We start from the raw sequence: 17,376 nt of genomic DNA on the forward strand, positions 1-17,376 counted from the left end.
TGTATGCATTTGTATACATACTGACGCCACGTGCTAACCGCCAATAAGCCACCCTACGAAATAAGCGATCAGAGCACAAATCCCGCCAACCATCAGTGTCTCGCCGATACAACGCAAAATACCAACGCGAATTGCGATCCAGCGCAGTACACCCAGCCCAAAGAGCGCAACACCAGAAGCAAGGATACTCAAATGAAAGGTCCGCGCCGAGGGATCGAAAAGCAGATAGGGAATGAGCGGCATAAAGCCGAAGAACAAGAACGAGAAGAAAGTGTAGAGCGCGTTGGTCGCGGGGCTCTCGTCATCCGGATTCGCCATGCCGAATTCATAAGTCATCATGAAATCTGCGGCCAGTTCGGGGTGTTTCTCAAGCTGATCTGCGAGATTTTCCGCATCGCTTCCCTGAACACCACGCAAGTGAAGCATAGCAAGCATTTCCGCGCGCTCTTCTTCGGGTTCGGATTTCTGACGCTCTAGTTCGGAAGCACGCGTTGCCCGATAGACATCGTGTTCGGCCCGCGAGGATAGAAACTCCCCAAGCCCCATAGCTGTGGCGTCCGCGAATAGGTTCGCAAAACCGAATAGAACAACCGCGAGCGTGCCCATCTGTGCAGCACCTTCGGCGCCCGCACCGGCAAAGCCCGCAACCACAGCAAAGGTGGTCACGATGCCGTCGTTTCCGCCATACACAATCTGGCGAAGGTTTTCCTGAAGCCCACCGATACCATGCGCTTCACGGCGATGTTTGATGATGTCCAAATCCTGAGAAGTCATCGGGCGCTCCGTTTAGAAAAGCCGCTAAAATACTCCCGGTGGGACAAAGATCAACTTAATTCTGAGTAGCGAAATATGATCCGACGCGATCGCGAATATACGTCCAGACCGTAGGCGCGCCTCTGCTGACTTTGGTTCCTACACGGGTATCAATTTGATCAAGTGTGACTGAGTATTCACGCCATGAACCACCGCCAGAGGACATGTTCAACGCCAGCGGTTGAACGCGGTCGATTGACTTGCCAAAGATGGCATCGGGGCTCTCGGCGGCTTCGAATTCGTCCCAGAGCGCGCGAAATTCCTCGGCCTGCGGCGCAGGAAGTAGCCCGAACAGCCTGTCTGCGGCGCGTTTCTCTTTAGCTTCTTGCTCGGCGGCGTCAAAATCGCCGTGGATCGGGGTGTCGCCCGCATCGATCTCAACCAGATCATGCAGAAGCAGCATTTTGATGACGCGGCTAATGTCGACATCCGGCGCAGCATGGTCGGCCAAGACCAATGCATAGAGCGCTACGTGCCAGCTATGCTCCGCAGAATTCTCAGGGCGTGAATCATCGTGGATCGGCGTTGCGCGCAGGATTTTCTTGAGGCGGTCGGCCTCCTCTAGAAAGGCGAACTGCGCGGCGAGGTTTTCAGCAGGGATGCGCGTCATTGGGCTGTCTGTTTGGCGATTTTCGATAAGGAACTCTTGAGAAATGCACGCCCACGCCGCTCCGCAAGGCGGATACGGATGGACGTTAGGAATGCTTCTTCAAGAGTCGTCGAACTTGCCCCGATGACTTTGGCGACCTCGCGGTAATATTCGTTATCCCCCAAGGCATCGCCAGCGTCCAACGCGTCTTTTGCCAATCCGTCGGCAAGGTCTTCGAGTACGCCCATATTTAACGCGTGTTCTCGGTTAGGCGACGACGGACATATTGATCGACGGTTTCGATCATCGTGTCCATGTATGGCTCTTCAAAGAAGTGGCCGGCACCCTCAAGCTCGGTATGCGTGATCGTGATACCTTTTTGCTCGTGCAATTTGTCGACCAAAGTGTGCGTATCCGCAGGCGGAGCAACACGGTCGGCTGTGCCATTGATCATCAAGCCAGAAGCAGGGCAGGGAGCAAGGAAGCTGAAATCATACATATTCGCAGGGGGCGAAACCGAAACAAAGCCTGTGATCTCTGGACGGCGCATAAGGAGCTGCATCCCGATCCAAGCGCCAAAGCTAAAGCCCGCAACCCAGCAATGCTTGGCATTCGGGTTCATGGACTGAAGGTAGTCAAGTGCGCTCGCCGCATCGGAAAGCTCGCCGACACCTTGATCATATTCGCCTTGGCTGCGGCCAACGCCACGGAAGTTGAACCGTAGAACGGTAAAACCCATTTTGTAGAACGCGTAATGAAGGTTATAGACAACCTTGTTATTCATCGTCCCGCCGAATTGTGGATGCGGGTGTAGGATGATTGCAATTGGCGCGTCTTTGGGCTTTTGCGGGTGGTAACGACCTTCGAGGCGGCCCTCAGGGCCAGGAAAAATCACTTCGGGCATGGGCGTCCGTGTCACTTTCTATTTCGTTGAACTAATTTGCCAGAGAATCTTGACGGAAAGCGTCGGGCAAATTAGATCAATTCTAACTAATTGCGTTGGGCTAGGACCAAGCGTTTAAACTGACCTAAGCTGCGCATGGGCGAACGTCAATGAAATACCGATTTTAAGCGCGACTCATCGAGAAGTTTTCGAGATGTGTTGAAAATCGCCACCGCATTTGATTGCGGCAAGGAGGATGCGATGAAGTTAAGTACAAAAGGGCGCTATGCGATGGTCGCACTTGCTGATCTGGCGCTGCAACCAGCGGGCAAACCCACGTCGTTAAGTGAGATATCAAAACGTCAGGATATTTCGCTGCCATATCTGGAGCAATTGTTCGTACGATTGCGCCGCGCAGAATTGGTAACGAGTGTTCGAGGGCCAGGCGGTGGATACCAACTTGCGCGGAGTGCGGACTCAATTCGTGTTGCAGAGATTTTGGGCGCGGTCGATGAGACAGTTTCAGCGATGCACAAGGGTGCCGGCGCCTCTGGTGGCGCATCGGGAAGCCGTGCGCAGAGCCTGACCAACCGCCTTTGGGAAGGGTTAAGCGCGCACGTTTATGTTTTCCTGCATCAAACGCGGCTTTCTGATGTGGTGGCCAACGATATGACGCCATGTCCAGCGGTGCCGAACCTGTTCCAAGTGGTGGACGAAGACTAATGAGGCACCCAAGAGCGTATCTGGACTGGAACGCGACGGCTCCGTTGCGAATAGAAGCCCGCGAAGCGATGATTGCGGCGATGGAGGTGGTGGGGAACCCCTCGAGCGTGCATGGTGAAGGCCGCAAAGCCAAAGCCCTGATCGAGAAATCACGCGCCCAAGTTGCCGATCTGGTCGGGTGCGATCCACAGGATATCGCCTTTACCAGTACCGCTACCGAGGCCGCGCAAATGTGGTTCGCGGGAAAAGATGCGCTAAATGGCGCTCAGATCGAGCACGATGCCGTGATTGCTCAAGTCGAGGCCGCAGCAAGCGCAGAAATCGTTCCCGTGGACGAAAATGGACAGATTGAGTGGCCCAAAGATCAACCGCTCGACACGCTTCAGGTCGCCAATTCTGAAACCGGTGTGCTGCAATCGGTGTTCAAGCGCCGTCCCGTAGGTATGGTGGACGCAACACAAGCCGTTGGCAAAATTCCGTTCAACTTTTCAGAAGCTTACGCACAATCTGCTATCTGTTCTGGACACAAGTTCGGTGGTCCGAAAGGGGCCGCTGCGCTTATCCTTGGCAAAGGTGTTGAGATCGAAAACGCCCTTGGCGGAGGTCAGGAAATGGGCCGACGTTCAGGGACCGAGAATGTCATCGGCATTGCCGGATTTGGTGCCGCAGCACAGGCCGCCAAGCGTGATTTGGAGGCTGGAATTTGGGACGAAGTCGAGAAACTTAGAAACATTCTAGAAAAAGCGCTGGCAGAATCTGTCAAAGAGACTATTTTTGTCGGAAATAGAAGCGCACGCCTTCCGAACACCAGTTGTTTCCTAACTCCGGGATGGAAAGGGGAAACGCAGGTGATGCAGATGGACCTAGCTGGATTTGCCGTTTCGGCGGGGTCTGCATGTTCGTCGGGGAAGGTGCGAGCGAGTCGGGTCCTGCGGGCAATGGGCTTTGACGATCAGGAAGCATCCTGCGCGCTACGCGTTTCGATTGGCCCGGAAACAACAGAGGATCAGGTCCTGCGCTTTGCAGAGGCTTGGACCTCGGCACACAAGCGCCACGCGGCGCGCAAATAAGACAGCGCCCAAGCGGGTGTAAATCGCTTTCGGGCGCAGGAATATAGGGGGTCCGTTGTGGATCAGGTAAAAGTCAAAGACGGTGTCGAAGAAGAAACCGTAGATGCGGTTAAGTCACTGGCTGGCAATTATAAGTATGGCTGGAACACCGATATCGAAATGGATTTCGCGCCCAAGGGCGTTAATCCTGATATCGTGCGTTTGATTTCAGACAAGAACGACGAGCCAGAGTGGATGACCGAGTGGCGTCTGAGCGCGTTTGAGCGCTGGGAACACCTCGAAGAGCCAACTTGGGCAATGGTAAATTACCCTGACATCGATTTTCAGGACATCTATTACTATGCGCGCCCAAAAAGCATGGAAGAGAAACCTAAATCTTTGGATGAGGTCGACCCCAAGCTATTGGAAACATACAATAAACTCGGCATTCCTTTGAAAGAGCAAGCGATCCTCGCAGGTGTTGAAATGCCTGAAGAAGAGCGCAAAGTTGCCGTTGATGCGGTGTTTGACTCGGTTTCGCTCGGGACGACCTTCCAGAAGGACCTTGAGAAAGCAGGCGTCATTTTCTGCTCTATCTCCGAAGCCATTCAGAAACACCCTGAGCTTGTTAAAAAGTACCTCGGGACTGTTGTGCCTGCATCGGACAATTTCTATGCGACGCTCAACAGTGCGGTATTCTCGGATGGTTCGTTTGTTTACGTTCCACCAGGGGTGCGCTGTCCGATGGAGCTGTCCACATACTTCCGTATCAATGCGGAAAATACAGGGCAGTTCGAGCGGACGTTGATTATTGCCGATAAGGGTTCTTATGTGAGCTACCTCGAGGGCTGTACCGCGCCTAAGCGCGATACTGCGCAGCTTCACGCCGCTGTGGTTGAGATTATCGTCGAAGAAGACGCCGAAGTTAAATACTCAACCGTTCAGAACTGGTACCCTGGTGATGAGAACGGCAAGGGCGGTATCTATAACTTCGTGACCAAACGTGCAGATTGTCGCGGCGATCGCTCCAAGATCATGTGGACACAGGTTGAGACTGGTTCTGCGGTTACGTGGAAATACCCATCCTGTATCTTGCGCGGCAACGAAAGTCAGGGCGAGTTTTACTCTATCGCAATTGCCAACAACTACCAGCAAGCCGATACTGGCACCAAGATGGTGCACCTCGGGCGTGACACGAAATCGCGGATCGTTTCCAAGGGTATCTCAGCAGGTAAGGCGCAAAACACCTATCGCGGGCTTGTTTCGATGCACCCCAAAGCCAAAAACAGCCGTAACTTTACCCAATGCGACAGTTTGTTGATTGGCGATAAGTGCGGTGCGCACACAGTGCCGTATATCGAGGTCAAGAATAACTCGAGCCGCGTTGAGCACGAGGCCACAACAAGCAAAGTGGATGACGACCAGCTGTTCTATTGTCGTCAGCGTGGCATCGGCGAAGAAGATGCAGTTGCGCTTGTGGTGAATGGCTTCTGTAAAGACGTCCTTCAGGCGCTACCGATGGAATTTGCGATGGAGGCACAAGCCTTGGTTGCAATTTCGCTAGAAGGATCCGTTGGATGAGCTTGGGCACCAAGAAGTCGCTGTTCGTCGGCCATAGCGGGCGCATGGACGCCAAGTCGCGCAAACTTACGTTGGTGTTCCTTGGTCAGTTCTTTGTGTTTTTGGCGGCGATGTTCCACGACGAATTCGCTTACTACCTTGTCGAAACGGGACGGGTCGCGGCGGAAAATTCGCACGTGGTCGAGATTGTTGTCGGAATGGTGCTTTTCGTTGTGTGGATCATTGTCACCGCGCGCATGGCCAGCCTTTTGAACTCAGTTAAATCCCCAACATCATATGGCGACGAAGCGCAATAATCTGTGCCCGCCTTTCCAAAAGAGAACGAGAATAAAATGTTAGAAATCAAAAATCTACACGTTAAACTTGAAGAAGAAGACAAAGCAATCCTAAAGGGCGTTAACCTAACCGTCGGCAAGGGTGAAGTGCACGCGATCATGGGGCCAAACGGTTCGGGAAAATCGACCACATCTTATGTTCTTTCAGGTCGTGACGGCTATGAAGTGACCGAAGGTTCAATCGAGCTTGACGGCGTTGATATGCTGGACCTTGACCCAGAAGAGCGCGCCGCGGCGGGCATCTTCCTTGCGTTCCAATATCCGGTTGAAATCCCTGGCGTAGGGAACATGACCTTCCTGCGTACGGCGGTGAACTCGCAACGCAAAGCGCGTGGCGAAGAGGAACTGTCGGCAGGTGAATTCCTCAAGGAAATCCGCAAGATCGCCAAGGATCTGAAGATCGACGCGGATATGCTTAAGCGCCCCGTGAACGTTGGATTTTCGGGCGGCGAGAAGAAGCGTAACGAGATTTTGCAAATGGCAATGCTTGCGCCAAAGCTTTGTGTGCTGGACGAAACAGACTCTGGCCTCGATGTGGATGCTATGAGACTGGTTTCTGAGGGTGTGAACGCATTGCGTAGCAGCGAGCGTAGTTTCCTTGTTATCACGCACTATCAGCGTCTTCTGGACCACATCAAACCTGACGTAGTGCACATCATGTATGACGGTCGCATTATCAAATCTGGTGGACCAGAACTGGCGCTAGAAGTTGAAAACAACGGCTACGCTGATCTTCTTGCGGAGGTTGAATAATGGCATTGGCCGCGAAAGCAGATAACACATTAGAAGAGCGCCTCGCCGCGACTCCGGCTCTCGGGAACGGGTTTAGCCGCACCGCACGTGAGCAGGCCGTTGCGCGCGTTCGCGCGATGGGGCTTCCCACTCGGCGGGATGAATACTGGAAGTACACGCGCCCCGATGCGGTCGTTGCTTCCGAACCGGTGCCTGCAGGGGAATTGAACCGTGACAGCAGCCCGTTTGAAGCACTAAAACCGCTCAAGATCGTATTCAAGGACGGTGTTTTCGACGCAGAAGCCAGCGACGCACTGGAAGGTGAGAACCTGACCATTGATCTGCTCTCTGCTGCGGCGGACATTCATTGGGCAGAAGGGCTTTACGGCACTCTCGAAACCGTAGGGCAAACACCCGTCGCACGTCCGTTGGCCGCACTGAACACGGCGACTGCAAGCGAAGGTGTGCTTATTCGCGTCACCGGCGAGGCGACACGTCCGATTCAGCTCACATATGTAGCGGGCCAAGCCGACGTTGCGCTGCACCATGTCATTAAGCTTGAGGAGGGCGCGAGCCTGACCCTTCTTGAAGAAGGCACAACTGGCGTTCGCAGCAATATCGTCACCGAGGTCGACGTCGCGAAAACCGCGAGCTTTGATCATGTCCGCACGCAAGGGCGCGATAATGAGCGCACAGTTCTGACCCATATGTTCACACGTCTTGCCGAAGAAGCGAGCTTCAAGAGCTTCACTCTTTCCGCAAACGGTACTTTCACACGCAACGAGTGCATCATCGAAATTCTCGGAGATGAAGTTTCGGCGCATGTTGGTGGCGCAGCAATTGGCGATGGCAAGGACTTCCATCACGATGACACCGTATTCATCACGCATGACGCGGTGAATTGTGAGAGCCGTCAGGTGTTTAAGAAGGTCTTGCGCAATGGTGCGACCGGCGTTTTCCAAGGTAAAATCCTCGTTAAGGAAGACGCGCAGAAGACCGATGGGTATCAAATCAGCCAGTCACTTCTTCTGGATGAAGACGCGCAATTCTATGCCAAGCCCGAGCTTGAAATCTATGCGGATGACGTTGCTTGTTCGCACGGCTCGACGACAGGGGCGATTGATGACGAAGCTTTGTTCTATCTGCGTTCGCGCGGCATTCCGGAACGTGATGCGCAAGAGTTGCTCGTTCTTGCGTTCCTCGCCGAAGCTCTTGATGAAATCGCGGCGGATGACGTTCGCGAGGCCGTTCAGGAACAGCTAGAGCGCTGGTTGCGCAATCTGAAGGGCTGATATGTCGCTCACGCGGGATATGCTCCAGAGCTATGGGGCGCCAAGCAAGCCCTTCGCGCGGCAATTGCGCGAAGGTGTGGGCGAGGCTCGTTTGCTCGCGTATCTGATGATCTCGATGGTCGTGATTTTTATCGCGCAACTGCCGAGATTGTCTCGCGAAGCGGTGCTTGATCCCTCGATTGAACTTGATGCAAGGGTGGGTGCGGCCATCATGGGATGGCTGTTCCTTATGCCCTTGGCGCTTTATGCCCTTAGCTTTGTTCTCTTTATCTTTCAGAAGCTTATCGGTATGAAGGCGCATGCATTCACCACTCGTATGGCGCTTTTCTGGAGTTTTCTGGTCTCGACGCCTTTGTGGCTATTGCAGGGGCTGGTCGCTGGAATTATCGGGGTTGGACCACAACTTACAGTGGTAAACATCATTCTGGCGATTGTGCTGATTGGAATGCTGGTCGTTTGTCTACGGGCGGCGGCAGCTTACTTGGGAGCACTTGAAACGTGACGCCTGCGGAAACGAAACAACTGATCGGCCTTTTGGCAACCAAACCGCGTGTCGGGATGCGCCGAGCGCTGGATATGCAAATCCGCGGGGCAGCACTTGCGCAGCTTGGTGCGCTTGTCGTCGTTGTGACGGGGATCGTTGGCTATATCTCTAATTCAATGATGCCTGTTGCCGAAGAAGCCGTTGCTCCGAGTCCCTTGGGCTATGTCGTTGTTGCGGCATCGAATATCGTAATTTCGTCCTTCGTGTTCTTTTGGGCTGGTCGCGCCATAAAGGGAGAGGGCGACTTACAGGATGTCGCGCTTGCTCTGATCCTTCACCAAGCGTTTATGGTTCTGTTCCCGCTCTGGCTGTCGATTGTGGTGCTTACGGTCCCGTCGATTATCGGTATCGCGATGATTGCGGGGTTCGTTTACCTTATGTACCTCATGGTCGGCTTTATCGCTGAGGCGCACAAATTCCCGAGCACGTGGACCGCGCTGTTGCTCATTGTCGGCGTCTTGTTCCTGCTTGCGTTTGCGCTTCTATTCTTTGTGTCTCTCTTGGGTATTGCCCCTCCAGCGTAAGGCTTGGATCTGTCATGTATGATATTGAAAAAATCCGTTCTGATTTCCCGATTTTATCTCGGACCGTTAACGGAAAGCCGCTTGTGTATCTGGACAACGGCGCTTCTGCGCAAAAACCGCAGATCGTTATTGATACAATGACGCGCGCGTATTCTCATGAATATTCTAATGTTCACCGTGGGTTACACTACCTTTCTAATCTGGCGACCGAGAACTACGAGGCCGTTCGCGGCAAGATTGCGCGCTTCCTGAATGCCGCATCAGAGGATGAGATCGTCCTCAATTCAGGTACCACCGAGGCAATCAACATGATCTCATACGCTTGGGCCGCACCACGCATGCAGGCCGGAGATGAGATCATCCTTTCGATCATGGAGCACCATGCGAATATCGTGCCGTGGCATTTCCTGCGTGAGCGTCTTGGTGTGAAAATCATTTGGGTCGAAACAGATGTGAATGGTGATCTTGATCCGCAAGCGGTTCTTGATGCGATAACCCCGCGCACCAAACTGATCGCGATCACGCATATGTCGAATGTTTTGGGAACCTTGGTCGATGTAAAGTCGATCACCAAGGGCGCTCACGACAAGGGCGTTCCCGTATTGGTCGACGGCTCGCAAGGTGCCGTTCATGGGCGTGTAGATGTGCAAGATATCGGCTGCGATTTTTATGCGATCACCGGTCACAAGCTGTACGGTCCATCTGGTTCAGGCGCGATCTATATCCGCCCCGAACGCATGGCAGAAATGCGCCCGTTCCTTGGTGGAGGAGACATGATCCGTGAAGTTTCGCGTGATGCCGTGACGTATAATGACCCGCCGATGAAGTTCGAAGCGGGGACCCCTGCGATTGTCCCGATCATAGGTCTTGGTGCCGCATTGGATTACCTCATGGAGATCGGCATGGATAATATCGCCGCCCATGAAGCCAAGATTCGCGACTATGCTAACCAAAAATTCGCGGGCCTTAACTGGCTGTCCATACAAGGGAATTCCGCCAACAAGGGCGCAATTTTCTCATTGACCATGCAAGGCGCGGCGCACGCCCATGATGTTTCGACAGTCTTGGACAAGAAGGGCGTCGCGGTACGAGCCGGACACCATTGCGCTCAGCCTCTCATGGCACATCTGGGTGTAACAGCCACGGCACGTGCCAGTTTCGGGATGTATAACAAGGTCGAAGAAGTCGACGCGCTGGTTGACGCACTAGAGCTTTGCCACGAGTTGTTGGGCTAGGCCTGAGCTTCACTTTAACTCTGCTAGAATTGCTCAGATTTTCAATTGCAGACGTCAGATCAATAGCCTATGTAAACCCAAGACGCACCCGTAGCTCAGCTGGATAGAGCGCTGCCCTCCGAAGGCAGAGGCCACAGGTTCGAATCCTGTCGGGTGCGCCATATAAAAAGGTTTCTTGCCTTTCTGTAATTGCCCAGCATCTGTTACGCGTAGTACTTTCGCTACGTTTCGGTCGCGTGTTTGTGCTTTGCCGACCTCGACGCCTATGAATTTCGGGCGGGCTCTATGGGTCCGAAAGTCACGGCGGCGCGGGATTTTGTATGCGCGACGGGAAATCGTGCGGTGATTTGCGCGCTTGATGATATAGAAAGTGCAGTACGCGGGGAAGCGAGGACGACAATCTCACTCGAACTTGAAGGAGTCGAATTATGGTAGCATTGCTGAATATCAACGCGGGAAATACCGCGCCTACGAAGTTCGCCGGATCGCTTGTGCTCGGTGGGGTCGCCATGTTTGCTGCCTCTGGCGCGTTTGCTCAAGAGGCTGCATCGCCGTTCCTAAGCTCGCCATTTACCATTTCGGGTGGTGTGGATTTCACCACGAACTATGTGTCCAAGGGCTTCACCCAGTCTGATAACAAACCCGCAATTCAGCCGTATTTGGAAATTGGCTACGGCTCGCTTTACTTTGCGCTTTGGGGATCGAACGTCGATTTTGGTGACGAAGATATCGAGGTCGATGTTGAGCTTGGCTGGCTAACGACCCTTGGGAGTGTCGATCTGGCAATTGGCTTTGCACAGTATTTCTATCGTGATGACGACGCAGATTATGGCGAGGCGTTCATAAGCGCCGAATATGCATTCTCCGAGGATCTGTCGATGAATGCGCAGTATTGGTATGAGGTCTACGCCTATTCCGATGTCGTTTACGTGGGCGCCGAGTATGGCGGGTTTCATGAAGATGTCGTCGTTTCGGGCGGTGTCGGGACCGATTTTGGCACGCGCGGCTTTGACCAAGATGCTGTCTACGGAGATCTCGGCGTAACATGGAACTTCGCAGAAAACCTCTCTGTTGACGTGCGGGGAAATTACTCTGCGATTGAGGAAGAACGCCTTATCGCGACATTCTCGGTTGCATTCTAGTTCGGATGAATTTCGTCAGTTTTGGCTAAACGAGTGACGGAACCGAGCATATGGCGCCGCCATCTCTCTGGATTGCGCATCTAAACCTATGTTTGGAAATTCAGGCTAACACCGTTTAGGCAATGGCGCTTCCCTGTGGGGGGCGGACCATCGTCAAAGATATGTCCGAGATGCGAGCCACACCGCCGACAGTGTACTTCGGTGCGTTTCATAAAGAACGAGTTGTCGGGCTTTGTGCGTACTGCATTCGGTAGGCTTTTCCAGAAACTGGGCCAGCCAGTACCGCTATCGTATTTCTGTTTTGAACTATAGAGCGCCAATCCGCAGCCCTTACAGTAATAGATGCCCTCCCGCGTTTCCTTGTCCAGCGGGCTTGAGAATGCTTTTTCGGTTTTCTCGTCACGCATCACGGCGTACTCAACATCCGTCAGCAGGGCGCGCCACTCCGCATCGGTCCTCGTGACCTCAAACGAACCATCGGCCGCAAGCGCGCGGGTGCTGGCCGTAGCGATCAAACCGGCGAGTAGTGTGCGTCGTTTCATTGGGAGCCCTCCTTATGGATAGCTAAAAAATATTGTTACGCGATGCGCTCTTATACTGAATACCATTCGCGGGCGCTCTGTCACCCGCAACTCTGATCATACTTGCGTTACTGAACGCGTGAGGGCAGGTTAAATTTCCTTGTGGCTGGCCTTGCCCATTACGGGGGCGGGTGATTATTGTGCTCGAATTGATTAATCCAAAGGCATGTAAGCTATGCAAGTTCGCCCCACACAATCACAAGACATCGCCGCCTTGGAAGCAGTGCTCGATCAAATCGAGTTGTTCCCCAGTGAAATGCTGCCAGACATGATTGCAGGGTTTCTTGCGGGTGGGGACGATATGTGGCTGACGTGTACGCTCGATGAGCGCGTCGTTGGGTTTTGTTATGCGATCCCCGAAGAGATGGCGGCAGGTACGTGGAACATGCTTGCAATCGGCGTATTGCCGGAAGAGCAGGGTACGGGATGCGGGACCGCGTTGGTGAAACATCTGGAGGAGACGCTGCGCCAGCAAAAACAACGCATTATGATTGTCGATACTTCTGGAACAGACGCATTCAGCAAATCGCGTGAGTTTTATTGCAAGAATGGCTATGCTGAAGAAGCCCGCATAAGAGATTTCTGGGCTGCCGGTGACGACAAGATCACATTTTGGAAGTCACTAAGTTAGCGCGTCGCGCCTTCATTTCCCTGCGATGCTATCGAATTGGATGTCTAACGGATGATTAGTCAGCGCTTATCTACTCACGCCATGTATAGATGGGTCGTTCTTGCTGCGGCGGGACTGACACTGGGTGTTGCGATGGGCTTTCTTGTGAATGGCTTCTCGGCGTTTGTTGTCCCGCTCGAGATGTATTTTGGCTGGCCGAGGGCGCATATTTCAGCGATCAACTCGATTGGGCTCGTGGGGATTGCGGTGGGCGGTATCGCCATGGGATTTGCCGCCGACAGGATTGCAACACGCACCATCTGCCTGATCGGCGCCATTAGTCTCTCGTTCGCGCTCCTTTTGGCCTCGATGTCTGATGAGCTTTGGCAATTCTATGCGCTCTTTTTCATAGCAGGTGCGATTGGCGGCGGCGGACTATTCGCGCCGGTAATTGCTTTGGTTGGCGGTTGGTTTCAAAAGGGCGCGGGCCTTGCGATCGGCATTGCCTCTGCGGGGCAGGCTGTTGGGCAAGGGCTTGTGCCGTTCGCAACGGGGTATCTTATCGAATTGACAGGGTGGCAGGATGCGTTGGCGACCCTTGGCATCTGTGCTGCCTGTATCCTGATACCGCTTTCGTTGGTGATGATTGAACCGCCCAAGCTCGCAACAGGCACCGCCGCCCCGCAACACGCGCCACAGCTTATTTCACCCAAGATTATACTTCCCGCAATGTCGGTTGCGGTGTTGGGATGCTGTACGGGTATGGCCGTTCCGCTCATGCATTTGGTGCCGCTCATTCAAGGGGTGTGTGGCGTTGGTGCTGCAGCTGGCGGGCCGCTTTTGCTGATGCTGGTGTTTGCCGTTGGTGGGCGCATCTTCTTTGGTGGACTGGCGGACAAGATTGGGCCGCTGCGTTCATGGATGGCTGCAACCACGTGGCAGACAGTTCTCGTTTCCGGATTTATTCTTTTGGGAACTATGCAGGCATTCTGGCTTTTTGCGCCACTGTATGGCTTTGGCTATGGCGGCGTTATGACAGGTGTGCTTGTCAGCGTTCGCGCACTGACACCACCAGAGCGGCGCGCGTCTGCGACGGGGATAGTGCTCGCGTTTGGCTGGTTGGGACATGCATTGGGTGGATGGCAAGGCGGGTTCTTTTTTGACCTGACGGGCGCCTACGACTGGACCTACATAAACGCAGCGCTTGCGGGCACCATCAACTTGTTCATTGTGGGTACGATCTTTATCGTGCTGCGCAAGCGCCAGCTTGCAACGGCTTAGTGCGGGCCTGAAAGCTGATAAAACCTTAGAATTGTGACGTTTGGCGTGAAATATCCGCGCTAAATCGGGGTATTGTTTCCTCAAATGTACGCAATCGCCCCCTTTCGGCCCCTCAGGCGCAATTTTTATTGACGTGGAATTATTGGTTGTTCACGCTCGCCTGGTGCCGAGTAGTTATTTGAGAAGAGTGTTAGTGTGCAGAATAGTCTAACGAAACGTGTCATCGGAATTGTCGGTGCCGTCGCAGTCTTTAGTGTCTTTACCAATGCGTTAATGTTAACCGGCCCACTGTTCATGTTGCAGGTCTATGACCGCGTTTTGGCCTCAAGATCCGAAGAAACGCTTGTTGCATTGTTTGCCCTCGTGGCGGGGCTCTACCTTCTCTATGCGTTATTTGAGTATGCTCGTAGTCGCGCAATCGCGCGGGTCGGGGCACAGCTTCAATCTGATCTCGCACCGACAGTTTTTCGCGCCTCTCTTGAGCAATCCGCACTGCGCCGCAAGGCGGGGCCGGGGACCATTCAAGACTTGGATGCCGTGCGCAACTTTATGGGCTCGCCCGTATTGCTTGCGTTGTTTGACTTACCTTGGACGCCGCTCTTTATAGCTGCGATTTTCTTTTTCCATCCGCTATTGGGGTGGCTGGCGGTTGCGGGTGGCTCGGTGCTGGTTATCGTGGCAATCGTGAACCAAGTACTTACCGCCAAGCGTACCGCCAAGGGCAATAGTCTTACGGGGGCGGCATCTGGTTTTGCGCGCCGCGCGCAGGATCGAAGCGAATACGTTTGGGCGCAGGGGATGCAGCCATCTGTTCTGATGCGTTTTCGAAATGCGCAGAACGAAGCGATCCAACAATCCATGGCCGCAAACGACTGGACGGGGTCATTTTCGTCTTTCACCAAAGCGTTCAGGCTTTTCCTGCAATCGGCGATGCTCGCGCTTGGCGGATGGCTTGTGCTGCATCAACAGCTGACTCCCGGCGCGATGATTGCGGGGTCAATCCTGTTGGGGCGCGCCTTGGCGCCGATTGATGTTGCAGTCGGACAATGGCCGATGGTTCAGCGCGCGCGTCAGGGTTGGCGCGATGTAAATATCCTCCTGAAAGGATTGCCAGAGCCTGAAATGCGCACACAGCTTCCCGCACCCGAAGCTCGGCTTGCCGTACAGAATGTCAGTGTCATCCTGCGAAGCGGTGATCAGCCAATCCTGTCGCAAATCAACTTTGAGCTCACTCCGGGGGAGGCTATCGGCATTATCGGGCGCTCGGGTTCAGGTAAGAGTACCCTGGCCCGCGTAATGATCGGGTTGATCACACCGGTTCAGGGCGAAGTTCGGCTGGGCGGCATCGGGTTGTCGCAGTACGGCCCTGAAACCTTAGGACAGCATATCGGTTATCTGCCGCAGGATGTGCAGCTGTTTGAGGCAACGATTGCCGAGAATATTGCACAACTCGAACTCGAACCTGACTCTGCCAAGATCATCGCGGCTGCACAGAAGGCTCGAGTGCACGACGTAATCGTTGCTCTGCCTGATGGCTATGACACGATCATCGGGCCAGATAGCACGCAACTTTCTGGCGGCCAAAAACAACGGCTCGCACTGGCGCGCGCGCTTTATCGCGATCCGGCAGTGCTTATCCTCGACGAGCCGAATTCCGCGCTCGATAACGAAGGGTCCGAAGCTCTGAATGCTGTCGTCAATGCGATGAAAGAAGTGGGCAAGAGCGTTCTGATCATGACGCATCGCCCGACGGCCATTCAATCTTGCGACAAATTGATGATCCTTGAAAAAGGCCGCGTCGCCGCATTTGGTCCTCGCGATGAGGTGATCAAATCAATGATGGCGAACGCCGAAAAGGTCAAATCCACCCTAAAAGTGGGAGGCGCCCGTGAGTAATCCAAGATGGAGCGCGCGCTGGCCTTTGGTCGTTGGAATGGTCTCGGCCTTTATATTGGTCGGAGGGATCGGCGTATGGTCCGTACGGACCGAGATCGCTGGCGCGGTTGTGGCGAATGGGACCATTCAAATCGAGAATGATAGTCAGGTAATTCAACATCCCGATGGTGGTGTCGTGGCCAAGATCAACGCACGCAACGGCGATTTTGTCGAGGCTGGCGAAGTCTTGGTGGAGCTTGATGCCACGTTTCTCGAGACGGAACTGACAGTTATTGAAGGGCAACTCGCGGAGATTTTCGCCCGCAAGGCTCGCCTGAACGCTGAGCGTGACGGGGACGCGAGTGTTCTCTTTGATCAGAAGCCTACGTTTACATTGATCTCTGCGGATACGGTTCAGGAGCAAATCGAAGGGCAAACTTCGCTATTCCAAGCACGTTTCAACTCCAAAGCCCGCGAAAAAGAGCAAATCTCGCGTCAGCAGGGGCAGGTTCAGGACAAGATTGAGGGGCTTGAATCGGAATTGGCCGCAGTTGAGCGCCAACTGGAGCTGATCCGTCGCGAAAGTGTCGATGTCGAGAGTTTGGTCTCGCGCGGGCTGGCGCAGATGCCGCGTTTGTTGGAGCTACAGCGTTCCGAGGCAGAGCTGGACGGGCGTATAGGCTCTTTGCGAGCGCAGATCGCCGAGTCCCGCACGCGGATTTCAACGCTTGAGCTAGAAGCCCTACGCCTTGAGGATGCGCGGCGCGAGGATGCTATCACCCAGCTGCGCGATCTTGAGGTGAACGAGCGTGAACTTACAGAGCGCCGCATCGCCTTGGTAGAGCGGTTAGGGCGGCTCAAGATCGTCGCTCCTGTGTCCGGGGCGGTGTTCGGCTCGACTGTGTTTGCTGAGCGCGCTGTCGTTCGCGCTGCCGATCCGTTGATGTATCTGGTTCCGAATAATCAGCCGCTTCACGTCTTGGCAAAAATAGATTCCGTCCACGTCGACCAAGTCTACCCCGGTCAGGATGTGTCGCTTGTGTTCTCGGCCTTCAATCGGCGCACAACGCCCGAAGGAGAGGGGCTGATCAGCTTTGTTGCTGCGGACGCGACGACGGATGAAATGACGGGCCTGCCGTATTACGAAGCGATGGTTCAAATCGACCCGGAAACTCTTGCCAATCTTGAGGGGCTGGAGCTTATTCCTGGAATGCCGGTCGAGACCTATATTCGCACCGATCTTCGTACGCCACTCTCTTATTTGATGCAGCCCTTATCCGTCTATTTCGCTCGGGCCTTCCGCGAGGAGTAGCGTGCCCGAACAGGCCGTTTTCAAGCACCGCAGTAGTCATGAAATGCTCCACGGAATTGGCCGCGGATTGGGGACTTTGTGGCGCTTTGACAACTACTCTCTAAATGCCTTAATCATGCCTTAATTCGCCGCATGATTTCATCATATAATCCCCTATGCGATGCTCTGAGCGATTCGGAGGTATTTTCTATCCTCGATTGTTTCCGATTTTCCCCGCACTACCTGCGCGTTTATTCGTTTCGTTAGCGGAAACAGTGAATTTGTCGCTGCCTAAA

General features: G+C 54.0%; 19 protein-coding genes and 1 tRNA gene. 15 read left to right on the top strand and 5 right to left on the bottom strand.

Annotation, left to right across the window (positions count from 1 at the left end; genetic code table 11):
* Positions 1-33: 33 nt before the first annotated feature.
* Genes ACFE33_RS07940 through ACFE33_RS07955 form a run of 4 tightly spaced genes read right to left on the bottom strand, consistent with a single transcriptional unit; the run spans position 34 to position 2,306 of the window.
* Positions 34-774, bottom strand: coding sequence for a VIT1/CCC1 transporter family protein (locus ACFE33_RS07940; protein WP_380052016.1), 741 nt, complete (start codon positions 772-774; stop codon positions 34-36).
* 55 nt (positions 775-829) lie between these two features.
* Complete coding sequence (locus tag ACFE33_RS07945) at positions 830-1,423, bottom strand: HD family hydrolase (RefSeq protein ID WP_380052019.1); 594 nt, start codon at positions 1,421-1,423, stop codon at positions 830-832.
* The gene (locus ACFE33_RS07950) at positions 1,420-1,650 is read right to left on the bottom strand and encodes a hypothetical protein (protein ID WP_380052022.1); all 231 of its coding nucleotides are present in this window, start codon (positions 1,648-1,650) and stop codon (positions 1,420-1,422) included. The genes ACFE33_RS07945 and ACFE33_RS07950 overlap by 4 nt, the downstream gene beginning before the upstream one ends.
* A 2-nt stretch (positions 1,651-1,652) precedes the next feature.
* A complete protein-coding gene (locus ACFE33_RS07955; protein WP_380058682.1) occupies positions 1,653-2,306 on the bottom strand; it encodes an alpha/beta hydrolase in 654 nt (217 codons plus the stop codon).
* A gap of 240 nt (positions 2,307-2,546) precedes the next feature.
* Here ACFE33_RS07955 and ACFE33_RS07960 point away from each other — a divergent pair, with 240 nt between their 5' ends.
* The 11 genes from ACFE33_RS07960 (at position 2,547) to ACFE33_RS08010 (ending at position 11,442) form a co-directional block, all read left to right on the top strand.
* Positions 2,547-3,008 carry an Rrf2 family transcriptional regulator gene (locus ACFE33_RS07960; protein WP_380052025.1) on the top strand — a complete coding sequence of 154 codons (462 nt, stop codon included), beginning with the start codon at positions 2,547-2,549 and terminating at the stop codon, positions 3,006-3,008.
* The gene (locus tag ACFE33_RS07965; RefSeq protein WP_380052028.1) at positions 3,008-4,078 is read left to right on the top strand and encodes a cysteine desulfurase family protein; all 1,071 of its coding nucleotides are present in this window, start codon (positions 3,008-3,010) and stop codon (positions 4,076-4,078) included. The genes ACFE33_RS07960 and ACFE33_RS07965 overlap by 1 nt, the downstream gene beginning before the upstream one ends.
* Before the next feature lie 57 nt (positions 4,079-4,135).
* Entirely contained in the window at positions 4,136-5,638 is a 1,503-nt protein-coding gene (gene sufB, locus ACFE33_RS07970) for a Fe-S cluster assembly protein SufB (protein ID WP_380052030.1), read from the top strand.
* Positions 5,635-5,934, top strand: coding sequence for a hypothetical protein (locus ACFE33_RS07975; protein WP_380052032.1), 300 nt, complete (start codon positions 5,635-5,637; stop codon positions 5,932-5,934). The genes sufB and ACFE33_RS07975 overlap by 4 nt, the downstream gene beginning before the upstream one ends.
* A gap of 36 nt (positions 5,935-5,970) precedes the next feature.
* Positions 5,971-6,726, top strand: a complete 756-nt coding sequence (gene sufC, locus ACFE33_RS07980; RefSeq protein WP_380052035.1) for a Fe-S cluster assembly ATPase SufC — start codon at positions 5,971-5,973, stop codon at positions 6,724-6,726.
* Positions 6,726-7,997, top strand: coding sequence for a Fe-S cluster assembly protein SufD (gene sufD / locus ACFE33_RS07985; RefSeq protein ID WP_380052038.1), 1,272 nt, complete (start codon positions 6,726-6,728; stop codon positions 7,995-7,997). Before sufC ends, sufD begins: the two co-directional genes overlap by 1 nt.
* Before the next feature lies 1 nt (position 7,998).
* A complete protein-coding gene (locus ACFE33_RS07990) occupies positions 7,999-8,499 on the top strand; it encodes a YIP1 family protein (RefSeq protein ID WP_380052041.1) in 501 nt (166 codons plus the stop codon).
* Entirely contained in the window at positions 8,496-9,065 is a 570-nt protein-coding gene (locus ACFE33_RS07995; protein WP_380052044.1) for a YIP1 family protein, read from the top strand. The genes ACFE33_RS07990 and ACFE33_RS07995 overlap by 4 nt, the downstream gene beginning before the upstream one ends.
* 14 nt (positions 9,066-9,079) lie before the next feature.
* Positions 9,080-10,300 (top strand): cysteine desulfurase, encoded by a 1,221-nt coding sequence (locus ACFE33_RS08000; RefSeq protein WP_380052047.1) that lies wholly within the window; start codon positions 9,080-9,082, stop codon positions 10,298-10,300.
* An 84-nt stretch (positions 10,301-10,384) separates the two neighbouring features.
* Positions 10,385-10,461: transfer RNA gene (locus ACFE33_RS08005), tRNA-Arg, on the top strand.
* Positions 10,462-10,728: 267 nt separating this feature from the next.
* Entirely contained in the window at positions 10,729-11,442 is a 714-nt protein-coding gene (locus ACFE33_RS08010; RefSeq protein WP_380052050.1) for a TorF family putative porin, read from the top strand.
* 86 nt (positions 11,443-11,528) lie between these two features.
* On the opposite strand, the gene msrB is transcribed toward ACFE33_RS08010, so the two are convergent.
* Positions 11,529-11,984: a peptide-methionine (R)-S-oxide reductase MsrB gene (gene msrB / locus ACFE33_RS08015; RefSeq protein ID WP_380052053.1), complete on the bottom strand. Its 456-nt coding sequence runs from the start codon at positions 11,982-11,984 to the stop codon at positions 11,529-11,531.
* Between the two features lie 214 nt (positions 11,985-12,198).
* On the opposite strand from msrB, the gene ACFE33_RS08020 reads away from it, so the two are divergent.
* The 4 genes from ACFE33_RS08020 to ACFE33_RS08035 all read left to right on the top strand — a co-directional run bounded on the left by ACFE33_RS08020 (position 12,199) and on the right by ACFE33_RS08035 (position 17,101).
* Entirely contained in the window at positions 12,199-12,654 is a 456-nt protein-coding gene (locus ACFE33_RS08020) for a GNAT family N-acetyltransferase (RefSeq protein ID WP_380052056.1), read from the top strand.
* 51 nt (positions 12,655-12,705) lie between these two features.
* On the top strand, positions 12,706-13,914 hold the full coding sequence (locus ACFE33_RS08025; protein ID WP_380052059.1) for an MFS transporter: 1,209 nt from the start codon (positions 12,706-12,708) through the stop codon (positions 13,912-13,914).
* A gap of 195 nt (positions 13,915-14,109) precedes the next feature.
* Positions 14,110-15,810, top strand: coding sequence for a type I secretion system permease/ATPase (locus ACFE33_RS08030; protein WP_380052062.1), 1,701 nt, complete (start codon positions 14,110-14,112; stop codon positions 15,808-15,810).
* A complete protein-coding gene (locus tag ACFE33_RS08035) occupies positions 15,803-17,101 on the top strand; it encodes an HlyD family type I secretion periplasmic adaptor subunit (protein ID WP_380052065.1) in 1,299 nt (432 codons plus the stop codon). The genes ACFE33_RS08030 and ACFE33_RS08035 overlap by 8 nt, the downstream gene beginning before the upstream one ends.
* Positions 17,102-17,376: the final 275 nt, after the last annotated feature.

It is taken from the genome of Falsihalocynthiibacter sp. SS001 (assembly GCF_042445055.1).
Lineage (GTDB): Bacteria > Pseudomonadota > Alphaproteobacteria > Rhodobacterales > Rhodobacteraceae > Falsihalocynthiibacter.